The sequence below is a fragment of the Paraburkholderia sp. BL21I4N1 genome, from assembly GCF_002973525.1.
Taxonomy (GTDB): Bacteria; Pseudomonadota; Gammaproteobacteria; order Burkholderiales; family Burkholderiaceae; genus Paraburkholderia.
Window position 1 is genome coordinate 81,172 of record NZ_PVEN01000008.1, and the last position, 17,067, is coordinate 98,238.

The following is a 17,067-nucleotide window of genomic DNA, read 5'->3' on the forward strand; positions in this document are numbered from 1 at the left end:
CGGAGGCTGCGCACCGAAAGATGCTGCCGGGGGCTGCGCGCCGGTTGAAACCAGCGTCGCTTTATGGGGTGAAGCGGTGTTCGACACCAGCACAGGGCGTGCTGGCGGTTCGGCGAGCGCGACCTCGTCGTCCGGGAGTTCTGCCTGCGATTGCGCGGCTTGTCCGGTGGACAAGTACGCTGCTTCGCCGGTAGTGGTCAACTCCGCGGGCGCGAGGGGCGAGCCGGATTCTGTGGGTTGCGGCGTTTCCGTGAGGTTCGCCGCGGTCGGGTCCGCCGCAGCCTGGGTGGCCGCGGAGCGCGCTGCGCGCTCCCCTGCCTGTGCTGCTTCGGTGTTGCGCGGCGACTTGGCGCCACGCGTTTTTGCAGACTTTGTCATGGGGGAGCGCGCCGTCACGTTAAGCCCGCGATTCCAGAACTTCGACAGCGGGCAGTTTCTTGCCCTCGAGGAACTCGAGGAAGGCGCCGCCGCCGGTCGAGATATAGCTGATCTTGTCGTGGATGCCGTATTTGGCGATCGCCGCGAGCGTGTCGCCGCCGCCCGCGATCGAGAACGCCGACGACTTGGCGATGGCGTCCGCGAGCGTCTTCGTGCCGTTGCCGAACTGGTCGAATTCGAACACGCCGACCGGGCCGTTCCATACGATCGTGCCGGCCTTTTCCAGTTGCAAGGCGAGCACCTTGGCGGTTTCCGGTCCGATGTCGAGGATCAGGTCGTCGTCCTGTACGTCGGCGACGGCTTTCACTTCAGCCTTGGCGGTCGGCGAAAACTCCTTGGCCGTGACCACGTCCATCGGGATCGGCACCGAGGCGCCGCGGGCCTTGGCGGCCTCGATAATCACTTTGGCTTCGTCCACCAGATCGGCTTCGGCGAGCGACTTGCCGATCTTCAGGCCAGCGGCCAGCATGAACGTATTGGCGATACCGCCGCCGACGATCAGCTGATCGACCTTGTCGGCCAGCGATTTCAGAATGGTCAGCTTGGTCGACACCTTCGAACCGGCGACGATCGCCACCAGCGGGCGCTTCGGCGCGCCGAGCGCCTTGCCGAGCGCTTCGAGTTCAGCCGCCAGCAGCGGGCCGGCACACGCGATGGGCGCGTATTTGGCGATCCCGTGGGTGGTCGCTTCGGCGCGGTGCGCGGTGCCGAACGCGTCGTTCACGTAGATGTCGCAGAGCTTCGCCATTTTTTGCGCGAGCTCGTCGGAATCTTTCTTTTCGCCCGTGTTGACGCGGCAATTTTCCAACAGCACGACCGCGCCCGGCGCGACGTTCACGCCGTTTTCGACCCAGTTGGCGACCAGCGGCACGTCACGGCCGAGCAGATCGGCCAGACGCTTCGCGACCGGCGCGAGCGAGTCTTCCGGCTTGAACGCGCCCTCGGTCGGGCGGCCCAGGTGCGACGTGACCATCACGGCGGCGCCGGCGTCGAGCGCGGCCTTGATGGCCGGCACGGAGGCGCGGATACGGGTGTCTTCGGTGATGTTGCCTTGATCGTCCTGCGGCACGTTCAGATCGGCGCGGATGAACACGCGTTTGCCGGAAAGCTTGCCTTCGGCGATCAGATCAGAGAGACGCAATACCTTGTTCATGGGCGTTTGTGTGCGAGTTGAGAAGAAGGCGGTGGCGGACGGCGCGCTATCGTTTCCCAGCGCGGCGAACTCCAGCGCTAAGGCACGGCAGCGGCTCCACAGAATCGGGCGCCGGCGGCAAAGCCGCGGCTCGCGCGCCGTGCACCAGCGCGCTTATCCCGGAAACAAGCATTTTAACTGATCCACACTGCCTTCTGACCCGCAAGCGGGCGAATGTCCCGTATTTGGAGAATGCGCGCTGAATGCCTATTGAATGCGGCAATGCAGCATTTTCTTGCCGTACCGTTACAGCACGAGGCGTAACAACGTGAACACCAGCATGCCGACGACAATCGTGCCGAGCATGCTGCGTCGCCACAAAAACCAGCCGAGACCCGCGAGCGTCGCGTAGAACTCGTGATTGGAGGGCGCGAACGACAGGCCGTCGGGCGTCGCCAGCACGTCGGGCAACACCACCGCCGCCAACGCCGCGGCGGGCGCATAGCGCAGCATTTTCTGCACGCGCGGCGGCAACACCGTGCGTTCGCCGCCGATTAGAAACATGGCGCGTGTCACCGCGGTGACGAAGGTCATGCCGAAGATGGCGAGCCAGATCTGCGTGGATGTCATCGGGAATCTCCGGCGCTGCTGCGAATGCGGCGCAAGTCGGCGCGCTCGACCATCAGGTCGGCGGCGCTGCCGGCCACGATGGCGGCAATCACGGCGAGCGGCAGCGCGAGCCGGTAAGGCAGGTCGAACGCGAGCAGCGACACCACGCCGGCAATGCTGACCGCCACCAGCGTGGAGCGGCTCGCGATCGCCGACACCATGATCGGCAGCAACGCGAGCGTGCCCGCCAGCGCGAGTCCCCAGTTGTCCGGAATCAGGCTCGCCAGCAGAATCCCGGCGATCGACGAGACCTGCCACGACAGCCAGCTGCACAGCGCCATGCCCCAGTAATACGCCTCCTTGCCCGGCAGGTAGCCGGCGGGGAAGCTCTTTTTCTGGAACAGCAGATAGATCACGTCGCCGTTGAAGTAGCCGAGCACGATGCGCCGCCACATGGGCAGATAGGAGAAGTGCGGCGCAAGGCCGACGCTGAAGATCACGAAACGCGTATTGACCATGGCCGCGGTGAGCAGCACGGTCCAGATCGGCAATTTGGCGGCGAGCAGCGGCAGCACCGCCAGTTGCGACGAACCGGCGTAGCACAGCAGCGACATGGTGAGCGCCTGCGGCAGCGTGAGCACCGATTTGCTCATGGCGATACCGGTGACGAGCCCCCACGAGAAAATCGCCATCAGCGTCGGGGAATAGTCGCGCGCGCCCTCACGGAAGGCACGGCGATCGGTATCGGACAGACGAGCGAGCATGAGGCGATACGAGGGCGCCAAGGAACGCCGCTGCGATGGGAAGTCGGCGCCAGGTCGTCAAGCACCCGCTGGCGCATCCGGATATGAATTATGCGTGCGCTGGATTATAGCGTCCGACATCGGCCCGAATGCCCGTTTCGTGTGCAAAAGACGCTAAAATGACGCTCTTCGCCCCACCCCACGACAAACCGCCGGGCCGACCGCCGGTTGTCTTGCGCCCTCGTGGGCCAGCCGCCTTGCGGCAGGTTTGGGGACTCACAACGCACCCGCTGGAGAATCGTATGTCAATGGCCGACCGCGACGGCAAGATCTGGATGGATGGCAAGCTCATCGATTGGCGCGACGCCAAGATCCACGTGCTCACCCACACGCTGCATTACGGCATGGGCGTTTTTGAAGGCGTCCGCGCCTACAAGACGGCGGACGGCGGCACGGCGATTTTCCGCCTGCAGGAACACACCAAGCGTCTGTTGAACTCGGCCAAGATTTTCCAGATGGACGTGCCGTTCGACCACGCAACGCTCGCCGCCGCGCAATGCGAAGTGGTCCGCGAAAACAAGCTCGAATCCTGCTATCTGCGCCCCATCATCTGGGTCGGTTCGGAAAAACTCGGCGTCTCGGCCAAGGGCAACACCATCCACGTGGCGATCGCGGCGTGGCCGTGGGGCGCGTACCTCGGTGAAGACGGCATGGCGAAGGGCATTCGCGTGAAGACGTCGTCGTTCACGCGCCATCATGTGAACGTGTCCATGGTCCGCGCCAAGGCGTCGGGCTGGTACGTGAACTCGATCCTCGCCAACCAGGAAGCGATCGCCGACGGCTACGACGAAGCGCTGCTGCTCGACGTGGACGGCTACGTGTCGGAAGGCTCGGGCGAGAACTTCTTCCTGGTCAATAACGGCAAGCTGTACACGCCGGACCTGTCGTCGTGCCTCGACGGCATCACGCGCGACACCGTCATCACGCTGGCGCGCGACGCGGGCATTCAGGTGATCGAAAAGCGCATTACGCGCGACGAGGTCTACACTTGCGACGAAGCGTTCTTCACCGGCACCGCCGCCGAAGTCACGCCGATCCGCGAACTCGACAACCGCACGATCGGCTCGGGCACGCGTGGCCCGATCACGGAGAAGCTGCAATCGGGCTTCTTCGATATCGTGAACGGCAAGAGCGACAAGTACGCGCACTGGCTCACCAAAATCTAACGCGCGCTGCGCCAGCTTGAGGCGCAACGCACGAACCCTGCATACAACGAGAACGTCCCATGAGCGAAATCAAGGAAATGCCGCTGGTCGAACTGTCGGCTAAAGACCTGCCGGCGTACTGTCCGAACCCGGCCATGCCGCGCTGGAGCGCGCATCCGCGCGTCTTTATCGACGTCACGCACGGCGAAGCGCGTTGCCCGTATTGCAGCACGCGTTACAAGCTGCGCGACGGCGAAGTGGTTCGGGGTCATTGATCCCGCTCCGCTGAGCACGATTCGCTTGCGGCGCTGCGAGCCGGGTCTGATCGGGTTTATTTCGCACGAGCCGCGGCAGCGGGCCGCCATTACGCGAGCGACCTGGCGGACACACCGCAACACGGCCGCCACCGCGGCGCGTCCGGCCATGCCGGCAGCGCGCCATGCGGCGAGCGGTCCTTCCCTTTTGACACACCCGAACGCCACGCGCACACCGCGCGCGGCGATTCGTTTCGACACCGGACACCCACTCTGATGCGTCGCGCGTTGGTTATCGCACCGAACTGGATCGGTGACGCATTGATGGCGCAGCCGCTGTTTGCGCGCCTCGTGAAATTGCATCCGCGCATCGTGATCGATGCGGTCGCGCCCTCGTGGGTTGCGCCCGTGCTCGAACGCATGCCGGAAATCCGCGACGTCTACGCCACCGACCTCGCGCACGGCAAGCTGCAAATGCTGCGCCGCTGGCAACTGGCCAGCGATTTGCGCGACGTCGGCTACGACGCGGCCTACGTGCTGCCGAATTCGCTCAAATCCGCGCTGATTCCGTGGCTGGCCGGCGTGCCGCTGCGCATCGGTTACACCGGCGAAAGCCGCTACGGCCTGCTCAACGTACGTCACGCGAATCCGCGTAAAGACGAGCGCCCTCCCATGGTCGGCCAGTACGCCGCGCTCGCCTACGCGCCCGGCGCCAAGGTGCCCGACGACTTGCCCATGCCGCGCCTCGACGCCGACCTGAACGAAGCGTCGCGGGTCTCGGCGCGCTTCAATCTGGACACGCGGGTGCCGCTGCTGGTGTTCTGCCCGGGCGCCGAGTACGGTCCCGCCAAACGCTGGCCGCCCGAGCATTTCGCCGCGCTCGCGCAAATGGTCGGCCAGTCGTTCCCGTACACGCAGATCGTCGCGCTCGGTTCGCCGAAAGACGCGCCGCTCGCTCAGGCCATCGCCGAACGCGCGCCGAACGTGCGCAACCTGTGCGGCCAGACCGCGCTGGGCGAGGCTTGCGCGCTGATCTCGCGGGCCAACGCGGTCGTCACGAACGATTCCGGCCTGATGCACGTGGCCGCCGCGCTGCGCCGGCCACTGGTGGCCGTGTACGGTTCGACCGATCCGCGCCATACGCCGCCCTTGTCCGAGCTCGCGAAGGTACAATGGCTTCATCTCGAATGCAGCCCCTGTTTTGAGCGCGAGTGTCCGCTCGGTCATCTGAACTGCCTGAAGCAGTTGAGCGCCGAGCAGGTCTTCAGCGATTTGCGCGGCATGCTGCTCACGCAGCGCTGAGCCGATCGAAGACCCATCGGAGGCCGATTGACACTTGCACGCAACACCGCACGCCCCTGAGCGCGTCGCGTCGTGTTCGCGCCTTGCAGCGCGGGCAATCTGGCGCTCGGGTGCGATGGTCCGGTGCCCCGGACTGTCCCGCTGACCGCTGCCTTGCAACCGCGCGCCGCGCACAAGAGACTGACGAGCCATGCCACGTTTTGCCCATATTTTCGAAGCCGCCGCCGATACCCTCAACGCCTACTATCAGGCCGTTTCCGAGGTCAATATCGACAGCTTGATGGGCCTGTGGATCGATGAGGAGTTCGTGAGTTGCATCTGCGCCGACGGCTCCCACCTGCACGGCCTCGACAGCATTCGCGCCGGCTTGCAGATCCAGCTCGAAACCGCGCCCGTAACAATCGAACCGCTCGACATTCGCGTCTACGACAGCCTCGGCACGGTCGTCTACGCCATCGCCGAAGCACATCGCCCGGCCGATCCGAAGGCCACGCCCGCCATGGTGTTCACGACCTACGTGATGGTTCACGAACGCGGCGAGTGGCGCATCGCGCACATTCACGCGAGCCCCATGCCGAATGAGGCCGCTAGCCAGTTCGCTACCAAGATGCGGCACGGCCACCAGGGGTCGCTGCACTGAGGTGCGGCTCGGCTTGGTTCGCTTCGTTCTTTCGTCTTCGCAGCCGGCATGAGCATGCCCCGCAAGTATTCTTCCGAGCCTGAACCGGCGAAAGCGCTGGCTAATTCAGCGCCCGCTTCCTCCGGCGCGGCGCGCGTCGTGGCCGCCGCCGTCGAATCTTTGTACCGCGCGCCGCTCTGGCTGCCGAACCGGCATGCGCAAACCATCGTGCCGTCGTTGTTCGCGCGCCGCCCCTCGGTGGCGTTGCGTCGCGAGCGCTGGGATACGCCGGACGGCGATTTCATCGATCTCGACTGGGTGGTGCATGACGCGCCGGCCGCGCCCACAGCAGGCGCCCCGCAATTTCCCGCCGCCCACGCACCGCTCCTCGTGCTGTTCCACGGCCTCGAAGGCAGTTCCGCCTCGCACTACGCGATGTCGCTAATGGCCGCCGCGCGCGAAGCCGGCTGGCATGGCGTGGTGCCGCACTTTCGCAGTTGCGGCGGCGAATTGAACCGCTTGCCGCGCTTCTATCACCTCGCCGACAGCGACGAAGTCGACTGGGTGTTGCGCCGTCTGCACGCCGCGCACAACGGGCCGATCGTGGTGGCGGGCGTGTCGCTCGGCGGCAATGTGCTGCTGCGCTGGCTCGGCGAGCGGCGCGAAGAGGCTGCGTCCATCATCGGCGCGGCCGCCGCGATTTCGACACCGATCGATGTCCACGCCGGCGGCCGCGCGTTGTCGCAAGGCTTCGGCCTCGTCTACGCCCGCAGCTTCCTGAAGACGCTCAAGCAGAAGGCCACGCAGAAACTCGTGCAGTATCCCGGCCTGTTCGATCGCGACACGATGCTCGCGAGCCGCAACATGTACGAGTTCGACAACGTCGTCACCGCGCCGCTGCACGGCTTTCGCAATACCGAAGACTACTGGAGCCAGGCGACCACCCGTCCGCTGCTACCGCATATTCAGGTGCCGACGCTGGTGCTGAACGCACGCAACGACCCGTTCCTGCCGGCGGAGGCATTGCCGTCGCGGCACGACGTGTCGGCGGCGGTGGAGCTCGAACAACCGAAGCACGGCGGCCACGCCGGCTTCATGACCGGACCGTTCCCGGGCCGCATCGACTGGCTGTCGCGGCGCGTGTTCGGCTACCTGGAGCGGCACGTCGATCATGGATGACATCGTCAAACAGGCCTTGGCCAAATGGCCAAACGTGCCGAGTTGCACCGGCTGGCTGATGCTCGACCGGCGCGGCAACTGGCGTATGCGCGACGAGGCCGCTCAGGCGAGCGGCTTGCCCGGCACGCCGATCCGGCATGAGGCGTTGCTTGGTTTCATCAACCGCAACTACGCCGCCGATGAACACGGGCAATGGTTTTTCCAGAACGGTCCGCAGCGGGTTTATGTGGAGCTGGGTTACACGCCGTGGGTGGTGCGCTTCGCGGCCGATGCCGATGCCGACCGTGCTGCGCTGTCGCTCAAGGACCAGGCCGGCGACAACTTCGATCCCGCCGCCGTGTTGATCGACGAAGAAGGCGGCATTCTGTTTGCCGATCAGTCGACGCCGCCCAGAGTCGCGGTCCTGCACGATCATGATCTGGACGTGTTCTCCGATCACGCCGAACTCGCCGACGACGCGATGAGCGGCGAATTCCGCTGGAATGGCGGCGTGGTGTTGCCGCTGCAAGCGGTACGGCGCGCCGAGGTGGCCACACGGTTCGGGTTCGTGGCCAGTCCGGCAGCCACAACGGTCTAGGCTTCCCACTTCCTCGAGGAGCGTCTAGCTCTTCTCATCCAGCCGCTCTTCCTTATAGCGGCTTTCCAGCTCGTGCAGTCGCGCGTCGACGGTCGCCAGATCGTAATAGCCGATCGTCTTCATATCCCGCGCGTCTTTCAATTGCCGGATCGCCGAAGGCCATGCGCCTTCGAGCGCAAACTTCTCCGCCATCGCCCTATGCTGCGTCAACGCATCGCCGCTGCCGGCGCTCGCTTGCGCGAGATACAGCCACCATGCCGGCTGGTCGGGATGCGCGAGGGTTTCCTTTTGCGCCAGTGCCTGTGCCTCGGCAAAACGCCGCAACGTCAGCAAGGTGCGGATATGCATGTCGATCGCGGCATTCGACTGCGGCCAACGCTGCTGCGCGAACCCGGCGAGACGGACGGCTTCGTCGTCGCGACCGGCACGCCGCGCGATGTCGGCCGCCAGCACATCGAGGCTCGGTGAACTCCGTGCCGGCTCGCCCTCCGTTTGCTCGCCCGTGACAAACGCCGCGCGACACTGCGCGAGCGACGCCGCCGCTTCGTCGTACCGCTCCAGCAGCATTTGCCCGAACGCAATGCCGTACCAGTTCGCCGCCACGTTGACCGCGGTCCGATCCTCGATTTCGGAGCGCAGGCGCGAAATTTCATCCGTGTACTCGCCGCTCGAATGCTCCTGCAACAGACGCGAACGCGCCCGCACGAAGCCGTATTCGGAAGCCTGATGCGGTTGCCGGTAAGGCGCGCGACGCGCCCGGTCTTCCATGTCGGCGATCCGTTCGCCGGTCAGCGGATGCGTGCGCGCGTATGCCGGGACGCCCGCGTCGCTCATCGACGCCCGGTCGAGGCGGCCGAAGAACGTGGTCATCGCGTAGGGATCGTAGCCGGCGCCGGCCAGCAGCAGAAAACCGACGCGGTCAGCTTCGTGCTCGGCCGACCGCGAGAAACGCAACTGGTTGTCGACCGCATAGGCCTGGCCGCCGATCGCAATCGCGCTGCCGAGGTCGCCGCTATGCGCGAGCACGCCCGCCAGCACGCCGAACAACACGGCGGCGAGCGCCGCATAGCCGCTGCGCTCGCCGGTCGTGATCATCCGCGAAATGTGGCGCTGCAGGACGTGGCCCATTTCGTGGCCGAGCACGGAGGCGAGTTCGGACTCGGTTTGCGTCGTCACGATCAGCCCGGTGTTCACGCCGATGAAACCGCCCGGCAGCGAGAACGCGTTGATCTGCGCGTCACGCACCGCGAACAGATCGAAGTCGGGACGATAGCCGCCGATGTAGAGTGCGTTGGCCGCCGCAGCGAGTTTTGCCGCGACCGAGTTCAGGTAGTCGCGCACCAGCCAGTCGTCGAGATAGTCGGGGTCGCGGCGCAATTCGCGCATCACGCGCTCGCCGAGTTTGCGCTCGGCTTGTGGCGTTAGAGAACCGGCGCCGCCGTTGCCCAGATCGGGCAACTGCTGCGTGACGAGCGGCGCGCGCCAGCTGGTGTTGGCGCCGGACTGGCCGGAAAAGCGGCTTTGCGCACCGCCGTACACGCCGAATACACCCTGCGCGATGTCGGGCGGCACGATCGGATCGGCGTAGATGTCGGTTGGGCCGCTGACCAACGGCGGTTCAGCGGACTGCGCGTTGAGCGACAACAGACTTGAATTGCCGCGCGATTGCGGGAATGCGCCCGGCGGCGCAATCAGCGCAACAGATAACAACGCAGCGAGAAACCGTTTCGGGCGCATCGCAAGGTCGATGGGACGGAGTCGAAAGTCGACGCCCGCTGCACGGAATAAGATAGCGGGCAGGTACAGGGTAATTGTAATCATTCGACGCCCGGAATCGCGCGTTCGTGTTCCGAACGGCCGCTGCGTCGCTGCTATGATAGGCCCCCTCTTAAGGAGCCCAACCATGCCTGAACTCACACATTTCGACGCTGCCGGCCAGGCGCATATGGTGGACGTCGGCGGTAAGCAGGAGACCAAACGCATTGCGGTGGCGCGTGGCTCGATCCGCATGCTGCCGGACACGTTCGCGCTGATCCGCGACGGCAACGCGAAAAAGGGCGACGTGATCGGCATCGCGCGCATCGCCGCGATTCAAGGCGCGAAGCGCACCGCCGATCTGATCCCGCTATGTCATCCGCTCGCGCTAACGCGCGTGAAAGTGGATTTCGAGCTCGATGAAGCGCTGCCCGGCGTGCATTGCACGGTTCAGGTGGAAACGCTTGGACGGACGGGGGTGGAAATGGAAGCGCTGACTGCCGTGCAGGTGGGACTGCTGACGGTGTACGACATGTGCAAGGCGGTAGATCGGGGGATGACGATTACTGATGTGAAAGTGCTCGAAAAGCACGGTGGGAAGTCGGGGGATTGGGTGGCGGGTTGATGACGGTTTGCAACGCGCACGTCACCACCCACTCCACCTTATTCACATTCGATGAGCTGACGCGGCGACTCAATCGTCGTCGCTATCGTCGTCCTGATTGACGTTGCCCGGCGGCACGCCATAGCGCTTCATCAGTTCCGCCTTAAAGCCCACCAACGTCTTCTGCTCGTCGCACAGTTCGTACAGGTAAGCCAACTGCGACGGCCAGTCGTTCAGCTCCAGCGCGAAAATCTTCAGGCGTTCAACCGTATCGAACGCCCCCGCCGTATCGCCGCTCAACGCCTGCAACACCGCATAACGGCGCAGCACGGTTTCTCCCGGCAGCAACGCCAGCGCCTGACGATGCATCGCCAGCTTGTGCTGCAGGTCCATGGAGTTCATCGGCAGCAGCGTCGCGAGACCATATTCGCCCCACGCCTGAAATAGGAACGACGGGTCCGCACGATACTGCTCGGCAGGACGCGAGCCGTAATACAGCACCTCGGCGCGCGCATAGTCGCGATACACCGGATACAGCGCCGCCAGCCCACCGAACACCACCACGGCAAACGCACCGAACGACAGGCGCGCGGGCACGAGCCGCAGCGACCGCGTTTCCAGCAAGCCGAATACGAACATGGCCGGCAGCAGGAAGAACATGTACTGCTGCGGATATTCGACCAGCGCGTGCATCACCAGCACACCGATCAGCGAGATACCGAACACGCGCGCCGCGCTGTGCGGCGCACGCACCACACGCACCAGCCACGTGATCAGGCCGAACAGCACGATCGCGAAGCCGATCAGCCCGGTTTTCGCCAGCAGGTCGACGAAGATGTCGTGCGAATTATTAGCGATCTCAACGCCGCCGAGATTCTTCGCCAGCGCAAACTGATAACTCGGAAATTCACCCCAGCCGACACCCAGCAGCGGATGCGTCTTGAACATCGTCCAGCCGTACTTCCACAGGGCGAGGCGCGGCGCGATCTGACCGGCGTCCTTGAAACGCTCCGCCGCGGACTGACCAAGCTCCAGGTGATAGCGCACATTGGCCCAACGGATCAGCGCGTTGACCACGACGAACAACAGCGCCAGCACGATCGGCACGAGCCATTGACGGTTGCTGCGGCGAAGCAGCGGCTCGCTGCGCGTCTGCGCGAATGCCATCCAGAAGCCGGCGACCACGATCACGCCCATTTGCAGCCACGGTCCACGCGACACGGTCAGCGCGAGACCGACCGCGAAGATCGTCGAGACGAGGAACCAGATGCTGACAGCGATTCGTCGCGTCTGCACGAGGAACAGTGCGCCCGCCATCGCGAACGCAATGTAAGTGGCGAGGTGATTCGCCTGCGCCATATTGCCGAACGGGCGGCGCTCGACGGTAATGTTGTACGCCACCACGAACGGCGACACGCGCGTCTCGAGGTGAAACAACTGGATCACCTGACAGAACACCGCAAACAACCCGCCGAGAATCAACGCGCACGCCGCCCAGCGCAGCGCGGTTTCGTCGAGCTTGACGCGCGCGAAGCCGTAACCCGCGTGCACCGCCATGAAGGCTGCGAGCAGGAAACCGCCGCCCAGCCAGTTCATCGACGGTTGCGTGACCGGCAGCAGCACCGATTGCGCCACGACGACGAGGCCGAACAGCAACGGCACCAGCGCGACGACCGGCGACGCGAACGTGACGCGCGGCCTTGCGCTCACCACCATCAGCACGACGCCCGCACCGGTCAGCAAATGCAACGCCAGCGCCGTGAATTCGGCGTAGAAGGTCGGAATCGGATAAGTATGGTTGACGACTGCATAAGGCAGCATCAACGCAAGGGCCAACAGAACGAGTGAAAGGTAGCGCGCGAATGGGGTGGGCATCGAGTAACCGGTGGGCGTCAGCAACCGGCGCACTATACAAAAAAATCCTCCTGCTGTGCGCCGGCCGGGCTGAAATATCCCGAAAATCAGCCTTTTACGTGCGATCGGCTACTCAGCCGACCACTCGCGCTGTCGCTTACGAACGGCACTCCGGCGGTGCCAGATTCGCCGACAGCGTGGACGCTTCTGTCGGAGCCGGTCCCGCGCCCGGCGCCGGCAGCGACGAAGCCGTTTTGCCGCCGGCAAAACACTCCCACGTGAGCGCGCCGGCCTGCATCGAGCCCTTGCTCAACGCGATGCGCGCGGTCGGTGCGTCCGCGTTGTCCGGTACGGACGGCACCAGCGTCAGCGTGTTCGATCCCGCCGGCGCCACGCGCGTGGTAAAGGCGACGGTGATCTGGCCGGTGTCGTCGTCGACGCGAACCGATTCGACGTTGCGGGTGGCGGGCGGCGAGGCATACCCGCCGCTGAACGTGCTGCCGCTCGCCGCATTTCGGCGACGGCGAGACGCGCGGACGTGGCCAGCGACAAACCTTCGCCGACGCGGCTACGCGCCAGATAGTCCTGATACGCGGGAATCGCATACGCGGCGATCACACCGACGATCGCCAGCACGATCATCAGTTCGATCAGCGTGAAGCCGAGCCCGAGACGGCGGCAGGCACGCGCGAGACGCGCTGACCAGCGGGCGCGCTCGAGCGTAAAACGCGGCGGCAGCGAGGACTGGGAATAAGGGGAACACGGCAAGGTAACGTTCATGGGCAGACTCCTGAAACGAAAAACGCCTGCCCCACGGATCGGGGACAGGCGTTTCTATCGTAGCGAGAGGGACCCGCGGCTGACAGTCAGCCGAATGGCTAACGTTACGTGCCACGTGCCACGTGCCACGTGTCATGCGTTCATGCGCTATGCACTAGCGCGGTTGGCGTTACGCCGCTTGAGCAGATAACCGAGGATCACGACGAACAACGCCCCCGCGATGCTCATGCCATATTCGGCCGCAGGCGTGTCGAGAATCGGCCACCGGTCACCGGCCGGATCGTTGACGATCAAACCACCCGCGATCCACCCCAGCAAGGCCGCGCCGAGCGTGATAACGATCGGAAAACGGTCGAGCAATTTCAGCACCAGCTGGCTGCCCCACACGATCAGCGGAATGCTCACGATCAGGCCGAAAATCACCAGCGCTAGCCGGTGCTCCGGATCGGCCGCTTCCGCCGCACCGGCAATCGCGATCACGTTGTCGAGGCTCATCACCGCGTCCGCGATGATGATGGTCTTGATCGCCGACAACAGCTTGTCGGCCGGTTTGACGTTCTCGTGCGCGTCGTGCGCGGGCGCCATCAGACGCACGCCGATCCACAACAGCAGCAGGCCGCCCGCGAACTTCAGCAGCGGCACGTCGAGCAGCACGACCGCGAACGCGATCAGCGCAACGCGCAGCACGATCGCGCCGGCCGTCCCCCACAGCACGCCTCGGGTGCGCTGGGACGGCGGCAGGTTACGGCAAGCCAATGCAATCACGACGGCGTTATCGCCACCCAGCAGGATGTCGATGACGATGATCTGAATGACGGCGCCCCAATGGAGCGTGGCGAAAAACTCGAGCATGGGCGAAAAGCCAGGAAGTCTGGCGCACAGGCAATAAAAAAGCGGGGGAGTCTGGACTCCCCCGCTTTTTTGAAACCGTACGCTCACGAAAGGGTCCCGTAAGCGTATCAAAAAACGCGCCGTTACTGCGCGCGAATTTTGGTATTACAGCATCGCCTTCAGAAGACGCGCCATTTCCGACGGGTTCTTCGTGACCGTGATACCGCAGGCTTCCATGATTTCCAGCTTCGCTTCGGCCGTGTCCGCACCGCCCGAGATCAGCGCGCCGGCGTGGCCCATGCGCTTGCCCGGAGGCGCCGTAACGCCGGCGATGAAGCCAACCACCGGCTTCTTCATGTTGTCCTTGATCCACTCAGCGGCATTCGCTTCGTCCGGACCGCCGATCTCGCCGATCATGATGACGGCGTCCGTTTCCGGATCGTCGTTGAACATCTTCATCACGTCGATGTGCTTCAGACCGTTGATCGGGTCGCCGCCGATACCGACTGCCGACGACTGGCCGAGGCCGATCGCCGTCAATTGACCGACTGCTTCGTACGTCAGCGTGCCCGAACGCGACACGACGCCGATACGGCCCTTGCGGTGGATGTGACCCGGCATGATGCCGATCTTCAGTTCGTCCGGCGTGATCGTGCCCGGGCAGTTCGGTCCGAGCAGCAGCGTCTTGCTGTTCTTCGCACGCATACGTGCCTTGAGCTCGATCATGTCACGGACGGGAATGCCTTCCGTGATACAGATCGCCAGGTCCAGGTCGGCTTCGACCGCTTCCCAGATCGCAGCAGCAGCGCCTGCCGGCGGAACGTAGATCACCGACACGGTCGCGCCCGTTTCAGCCTTGGCTTCAGCGACGCTCGCGTAGATAGGAATGCCTTCGAAATCTTCGCCGGCCTTCTTCGGGTTCACGCCTGCAACGTACGCTTCGCGGCCGTTTGCATATTCACGGCAAGCACGCGTATGGAACTGACCGGTCTTGCCGGTAATGCCCTGCGTGATGACCTTGGTGTCTTTGTTAATCAGAATCGACATGTATTGACCTCTGTTCGTTTGGCGTCGCGCTGTTGCGCCGCGCGGCGGGATGTTCTCCGCCCGCGTCGCTCGCGCGCCGCCATTCGTAATCCCTGGTTAATCGTGGCAAAAGCCGCCGTGGGACGAGGCTTACGCCTTGCCCGATGCAGCCGCGACGACCTTCTGAGCCGCTTCTTCCATGCTGTCCGCCGCAATGATCGGCAGACCGGATTCGGCGAGCATCTTCTTGCCCAGGTCTTCGTTCGTGCCCTTCATGCGGACCACGAGCGGCACCTTCAGCGACACGGCCTTCGACGCCGCGATCACGCCTTCCGCGATCACGTCGCAGCGCATGATGCCGCCAAAAATGTTGACCAGGATCGCGGTCAGGTTCGGGTTCTTCAGCATGATCTTGAACGCTTCCGTGACCTTCTCGGTCGTGGCGCCACCGCCCACGTCCAGGAAGTTCGCCGGTTCGCCGCCGAACAGCTTGATGGTGTCCATCGTTGCCATTGCGAGGCCAGCGCCGTTCACGAGGCAACCGATGTTGCCGTCGAGCGAGATGTACGCGAGGTCGAACTTCGACGCTTCGACTTCAGCCGGATCTTCTTCGTCCAGATCGCGATACGCGACGATTTCCGGATGACGGAACAGCGCGTTCGAATCGAAGTTGAACTTGGCGTCCAACGCGATGACCTTGCCGTCGCCGGTCAGGATCAGCGGGTTGATTTCGGCCAGCGACGCGTCGGTTTCCCAGAATGCCTTGTACAGGCCTTGCAGGATCGAACGGGCTTGCGGCAGCGAAGCGGCGGGCACGCCGATCTTCGTGGCCAGCTCGTCGGCTTCGGCGTCTTTCAGACCGGTTGCCGGGTCGACAGCGATCTTGTGGATCAGCTCGGGCGTCTTTTCGGCGACTTCTTCGACGTCCATGCCGCCTTCGCTCGATGCCATCACGACGATCTTCTGCGTCACGCGATCGATCACCAGGCCGACATACAGTTCCTTCTTGATGTCAGCGCCTTCTTCGATCAACAGACGGTTGACCTTCTGGCCTTCCGGACCGGTCTGGTGCGTGATGAGCTGCATGCCGAGGATCTGTTCCGAATACTCGCGAACCTGTTCCAGCGACTTGGCAACCTTCACGCCACCGCCCTTGCCACGGCCACCCGCGTGGATCTGAGCCTTCACGACCCATACCGGGCCGCCGAGCTCTTCCGCGGCCTTGACCGCATCATCCACCGAGAAGACCGGCTTGCCGCGCGGTACCGCGACGCCGAATTTCCGCAGGATTTCCTTACCCTGGTACTCGTGAATCTTCATGCGTGATTCCCTTCAGTCTGAGAGTTGGATTGAACTTCGTTTCCGCTGCCGTCGTTCATGCCGGACGCGTTGCCGCCCTTACCTGTCTGGCGGACTGCCCCGTCGCCTGACGATGCCACGCGCTCCGCCGAACGCGGTGCGTGGCCATACCAGCGCGGATAAAACTGTTGCACCGCCTCGCCGTCGAAACGCAGCGCGTGGCAGCGTCCCAACTGGAATGGCGGTTTGTCGTTGGAATGCTCGTGTGAGCCGTCAGGCGATTCGTTTCCTGAACTGGCTTTCGCGCCTTTCGCGCTGTCACCGGTGCTCCACACTTCGCCCGCGAATGCCTGAATCGCGGCGGTCGGCAGGATTGCGCACAACTCGGTGAGATGGGTGCAACCCTCCGTGCCGCCGAGCAAACGGGCAGCCTCACGGCGGAAGTTGTGGCGCAGATTGAGCCCGATGAGGGCACGGTAGGCGGGATTGCTGACCTGGCATAACCCTGGATAGGGCACCCAGTCGGACGACGCCTCGGCGTCGACGACATTGAGCTTGCGATCGATGGTGATGCGAAGCCAGAGTTCATGGATCGGCTGACCATTGGGCCGGACGCCCGACGCAAGCACCACGTCGCGCGGTTTTTCGTCGGTCAAGCACGCTTCCACATCCCACAGGCCATCGGCTCGCTCATAGGCTTCCGCTCTGATTGCGCGACGATGGCGCAACTGACGGGACACTGGCGGAGAGAGCGGCATGCGGGAAGGAAAGGCCGGATTGGAAAACCCATGAATTTTAGCATACTGGGTATTTGGTACAGGCCGGAATGCGCAGGCCCGCCCGGCGTGCGGCTGAGCGGG

The 17,067-nt window shown here is 64.2% G+C and carries 16 protein-coding genes and 1 pseudogene; 7 read left to right on the plus strand and 10 right to left on the minus strand.

Annotated elements, in window-relative coordinates:
• Positions 1–397 precede the first annotated feature (397 nt).
• The 3 genes from B0G83_RS20950 to B0G83_RS20960 form a co-directional block, all read right to left on the minus strand.
• The gene (locus B0G83_RS20950) at positions 398–1,591 is read right to left on the minus strand and encodes a phosphoglycerate kinase (protein WP_105509331.1); all 1,194 of its coding nucleotides are present in this window, start codon (positions 1,589–1,591) and stop codon (positions 398–400) included.
• A gap of 285 nt (positions 1,592–1,876) precedes the next feature.
• A complete protein-coding gene (locus B0G83_RS20955; RefSeq protein WP_105509332.1) occupies positions 1,877–2,200 on the minus strand; it encodes an AzlD domain-containing protein in 324 nt (107 codons plus the stop codon).
• Positions 2,197–2,943 carry an AzlC family ABC transporter permease gene (locus B0G83_RS20960; protein ID WP_105509333.1) on the minus strand — a complete coding sequence of 249 codons (747 nt, stop codon included), beginning with the start codon at positions 2,941–2,943 and terminating at the stop codon, positions 2,197–2,199. Before B0G83_RS20960 ends, B0G83_RS20955 begins: the two co-directional genes overlap by 4 nt.
• A 281-nt stretch (positions 2,944–3,224) precedes the next feature.
• Between B0G83_RS20960 and B0G83_RS20965 the strand changes: the two genes are divergently transcribed.
• The 6 genes from B0G83_RS20965 (at position 3,225) to B0G83_RS20995 (ending at position 8,058) form a co-directional block, all read left to right on the plus strand.
• Positions 3,225–4,148, plus strand: a complete 924-nt coding sequence (locus tag B0G83_RS20965; protein WP_105509334.1) for a branched-chain amino acid transaminase — start codon at positions 3,225–3,227, stop codon at positions 4,146–4,148.
• A 59-nt stretch (positions 4,149–4,207) separates the two neighbouring features.
• Entirely contained in the window at positions 4,208–4,402 is a 195-nt protein-coding gene (locus B0G83_RS20970; RefSeq protein WP_035548391.1) for a zinc-finger domain-containing protein, read from the plus strand.
• Positions 4,403–4,657: 255 nt separating this feature from the next.
• Positions 4,658–5,683, plus strand: coding sequence for a lipopolysaccharide heptosyltransferase II (waaF, locus tag B0G83_RS20980; protein ID WP_105509336.1), 1,026 nt, complete (start codon positions 4,658–4,660; stop codon positions 5,681–5,683).
• Positions 5,684–5,873: 190 nt separating this feature from the next.
• Positions 5,874–6,323 (plus strand): nuclear transport factor 2 family protein, encoded by a 450-nt coding sequence (locus tag B0G83_RS20985; RefSeq protein WP_105509337.1) that lies wholly within the window; start codon positions 5,874–5,876, stop codon positions 6,321–6,323.
• A gap of 48 nt (positions 6,324–6,371) precedes the next feature.
• A complete protein-coding gene (locus B0G83_RS20990; protein WP_105509338.1) occupies positions 6,372–7,481 on the plus strand; it encodes a hydrolase in 1,110 nt (369 codons plus the stop codon).
• Positions 7,474–8,058 carry a DUF2946 family protein gene (locus tag B0G83_RS20995; protein WP_105509339.1) on the plus strand — a complete coding sequence of 195 codons (585 nt, stop codon included), beginning with the start codon at positions 7,474–7,476 and terminating at the stop codon, positions 8,056–8,058. The genes B0G83_RS20990 and B0G83_RS20995 overlap by 8 nt, the downstream gene beginning before the upstream one ends.
• A gap of 24 nt (positions 8,059–8,082) precedes the next feature.
• Here B0G83_RS20995 and B0G83_RS21000 read toward each other — a convergent pair whose 3' ends face one another.
• Entirely contained in the window at positions 8,083–9,795 is a 1,713-nt protein-coding gene (locus B0G83_RS21000) for a M48 family metalloprotease (protein ID WP_105509340.1), read from the minus strand.
• 166 nt (positions 9,796–9,961) lie between these two features.
• Between B0G83_RS21000 and moaC the strand changes: the two genes are divergently transcribed.
• On the plus strand, positions 9,962–10,438 hold the full coding sequence (gene moaC, locus B0G83_RS21005; protein WP_105509341.1) for a cyclic pyranopterin monophosphate synthase MoaC: 477 nt from the start codon (positions 9,962–9,964) through the stop codon (positions 10,436–10,438).
• Between the two features lie 69 nt (positions 10,439–10,507).
• Here moaC and B0G83_RS21010 read toward each other — a convergent pair whose 3' ends face one another.
• The 6 genes and pseudogenes from B0G83_RS21010 to B0G83_RS21035 all read right to left on the minus strand — a co-directional run bounded on the left by B0G83_RS21010 (position 10,508) and on the right by B0G83_RS21035 (position 16,965).
• Positions 10,508–12,292, minus strand: a complete 1,785-nt coding sequence (locus B0G83_RS21010; RefSeq protein ID WP_105509546.1) for a Wzy polymerase domain-containing protein — start codon at positions 12,290–12,292, stop codon at positions 10,508–10,510.
• A 136-nt stretch (positions 12,293–12,428) separates the two neighbouring features.
• Positions 12,429–13,051 (minus strand): annotated as a pseudogene (locus B0G83_RS21015) (pilin).
• 147 nt (positions 13,052–13,198) lie between these two features.
• Positions 13,199–13,903, minus strand: a complete 705-nt coding sequence (locus tag B0G83_RS21020) for a TerC family protein (RefSeq protein ID WP_105509342.1) — start codon at positions 13,901–13,903, stop codon at positions 13,199–13,201.
• Positions 13,904–14,047: 144 nt separating this feature from the next.
• A complete protein-coding gene (sucD, locus tag B0G83_RS21025) occupies positions 14,048–14,929 on the minus strand; it encodes a succinate--CoA ligase subunit alpha (protein ID WP_035548412.1) in 882 nt (293 codons plus the stop codon).
• A 129-nt stretch (positions 14,930–15,058) separates the two neighbouring features.
• A complete protein-coding gene (gene sucC, locus B0G83_RS21030) occupies positions 15,059–16,228 on the minus strand; it encodes an ADP-forming succinate--CoA ligase subunit beta (protein WP_105509343.1) in 1,170 nt (389 codons plus the stop codon).
• The gene (locus B0G83_RS21035) at positions 16,225–16,965 is read right to left on the minus strand and encodes a DUF2889 domain-containing protein (RefSeq protein WP_105509344.1); all 741 of its coding nucleotides are present in this window, start codon (positions 16,963–16,965) and stop codon (positions 16,225–16,227) included. Before B0G83_RS21035 ends, sucC begins: the two co-directional genes overlap by 4 nt.
• Between the last annotated feature and the right edge of the window lie 102 nt (positions 16,966–17,067).

Excerpts from the sequence above, each read along its gene's own strand:
- B0G83_RS20950 (WP_105509331.1), bottom strand. The coding sequence starts at position 1,591 with ATGAACAAGGTATTGCGTCTCTCTGATCTGATCGCCGAAGGCAAGCTT.
- B0G83_RS20955 (WP_105509332.1), bottom strand. The coding sequence starts at position 2,200 with ATGACATCCACGCAGATCTGGCTCGCCATCTTCGGCATGACCTTCGTC.
- B0G83_RS20960 (WP_105509333.1), bottom strand. The coding sequence starts at position 2,943 with ATGCTCGCTCGTCTGTCCGATACCGATCGCCGTGCCTTCCGTGAGGGC.
- B0G83_RS20965 (WP_105509334.1), top strand. The coding sequence starts at position 3,225 with ATGTCAATGGCCGACCGCGACGGCAAGATCTGGATGGATGGCAAGCTC.
- B0G83_RS20970 (WP_035548391.1), top strand. The coding sequence starts at position 4,208 with ATGAGCGAAATCAAGGAAATGCCGCTGGTCGAACTGTCGGCTAAAGAC.
- waaF (WP_105509336.1), top strand. The coding sequence starts at position 4,658 with ATGCGTCGCGCGTTGGTTATCGCACCGAACTGGATCGGTGACGCATTG.
- B0G83_RS20985 (WP_105509337.1), top strand. The coding sequence starts at position 5,874 with ATGCCACGTTTTGCCCATATTTTCGAAGCCGCCGCCGATACCCTCAAC.
- B0G83_RS20990 (WP_105509338.1), top strand. The coding sequence starts at position 6,372 with ATGAGCATGCCCCGCAAGTATTCTTCCGAGCCTGAACCGGCGAAAGCG.
- B0G83_RS20995 (WP_105509339.1), top strand. The coding sequence starts at position 7,474 with ATGGATGACATCGTCAAACAGGCCTTGGCCAAATGGCCAAACGTGCCG.
- B0G83_RS21000 (WP_105509340.1), bottom strand. The coding sequence starts at position 9,795 with ATGCGCCCGAAACGGTTTCTCGCTGCGTTGTTATCTGTTGCGCTGATT.
- moaC (WP_105509341.1), top strand. The coding sequence starts at position 9,962 with ATGCCTGAACTCACACATTTCGACGCTGCCGGCCAGGCGCATATGGTG.
- B0G83_RS21010 (WP_105509546.1), bottom strand. The coding sequence starts at position 12,292 with ATGCCCACCCCATTCGCGCGCTACCTTTCACTCGTTCTGTTGGCCCTT.
- B0G83_RS21020 (WP_105509342.1), bottom strand. The coding sequence starts at position 13,903 with ATGCTCGAGTTTTTCGCCACGCTCCATTGGGGCGCCGTCATTCAGATC.
- sucD (WP_035548412.1), bottom strand. The coding sequence starts at position 14,929 with ATGTCGATTCTGATTAACAAAGACACCAAGGTCATCACGCAGGGCATT.
- sucC (WP_105509343.1), bottom strand. The coding sequence starts at position 16,228 with ATGAAGATTCACGAGTACCAGGGTAAGGAAATCCTGCGGAAATTCGGC.
- B0G83_RS21035 (WP_105509344.1), bottom strand. The coding sequence starts at position 16,965 with ATGCCGCTCTCTCCGCCAGTGTCCCGTCAGTTGCGCCATCGTCGCGCA.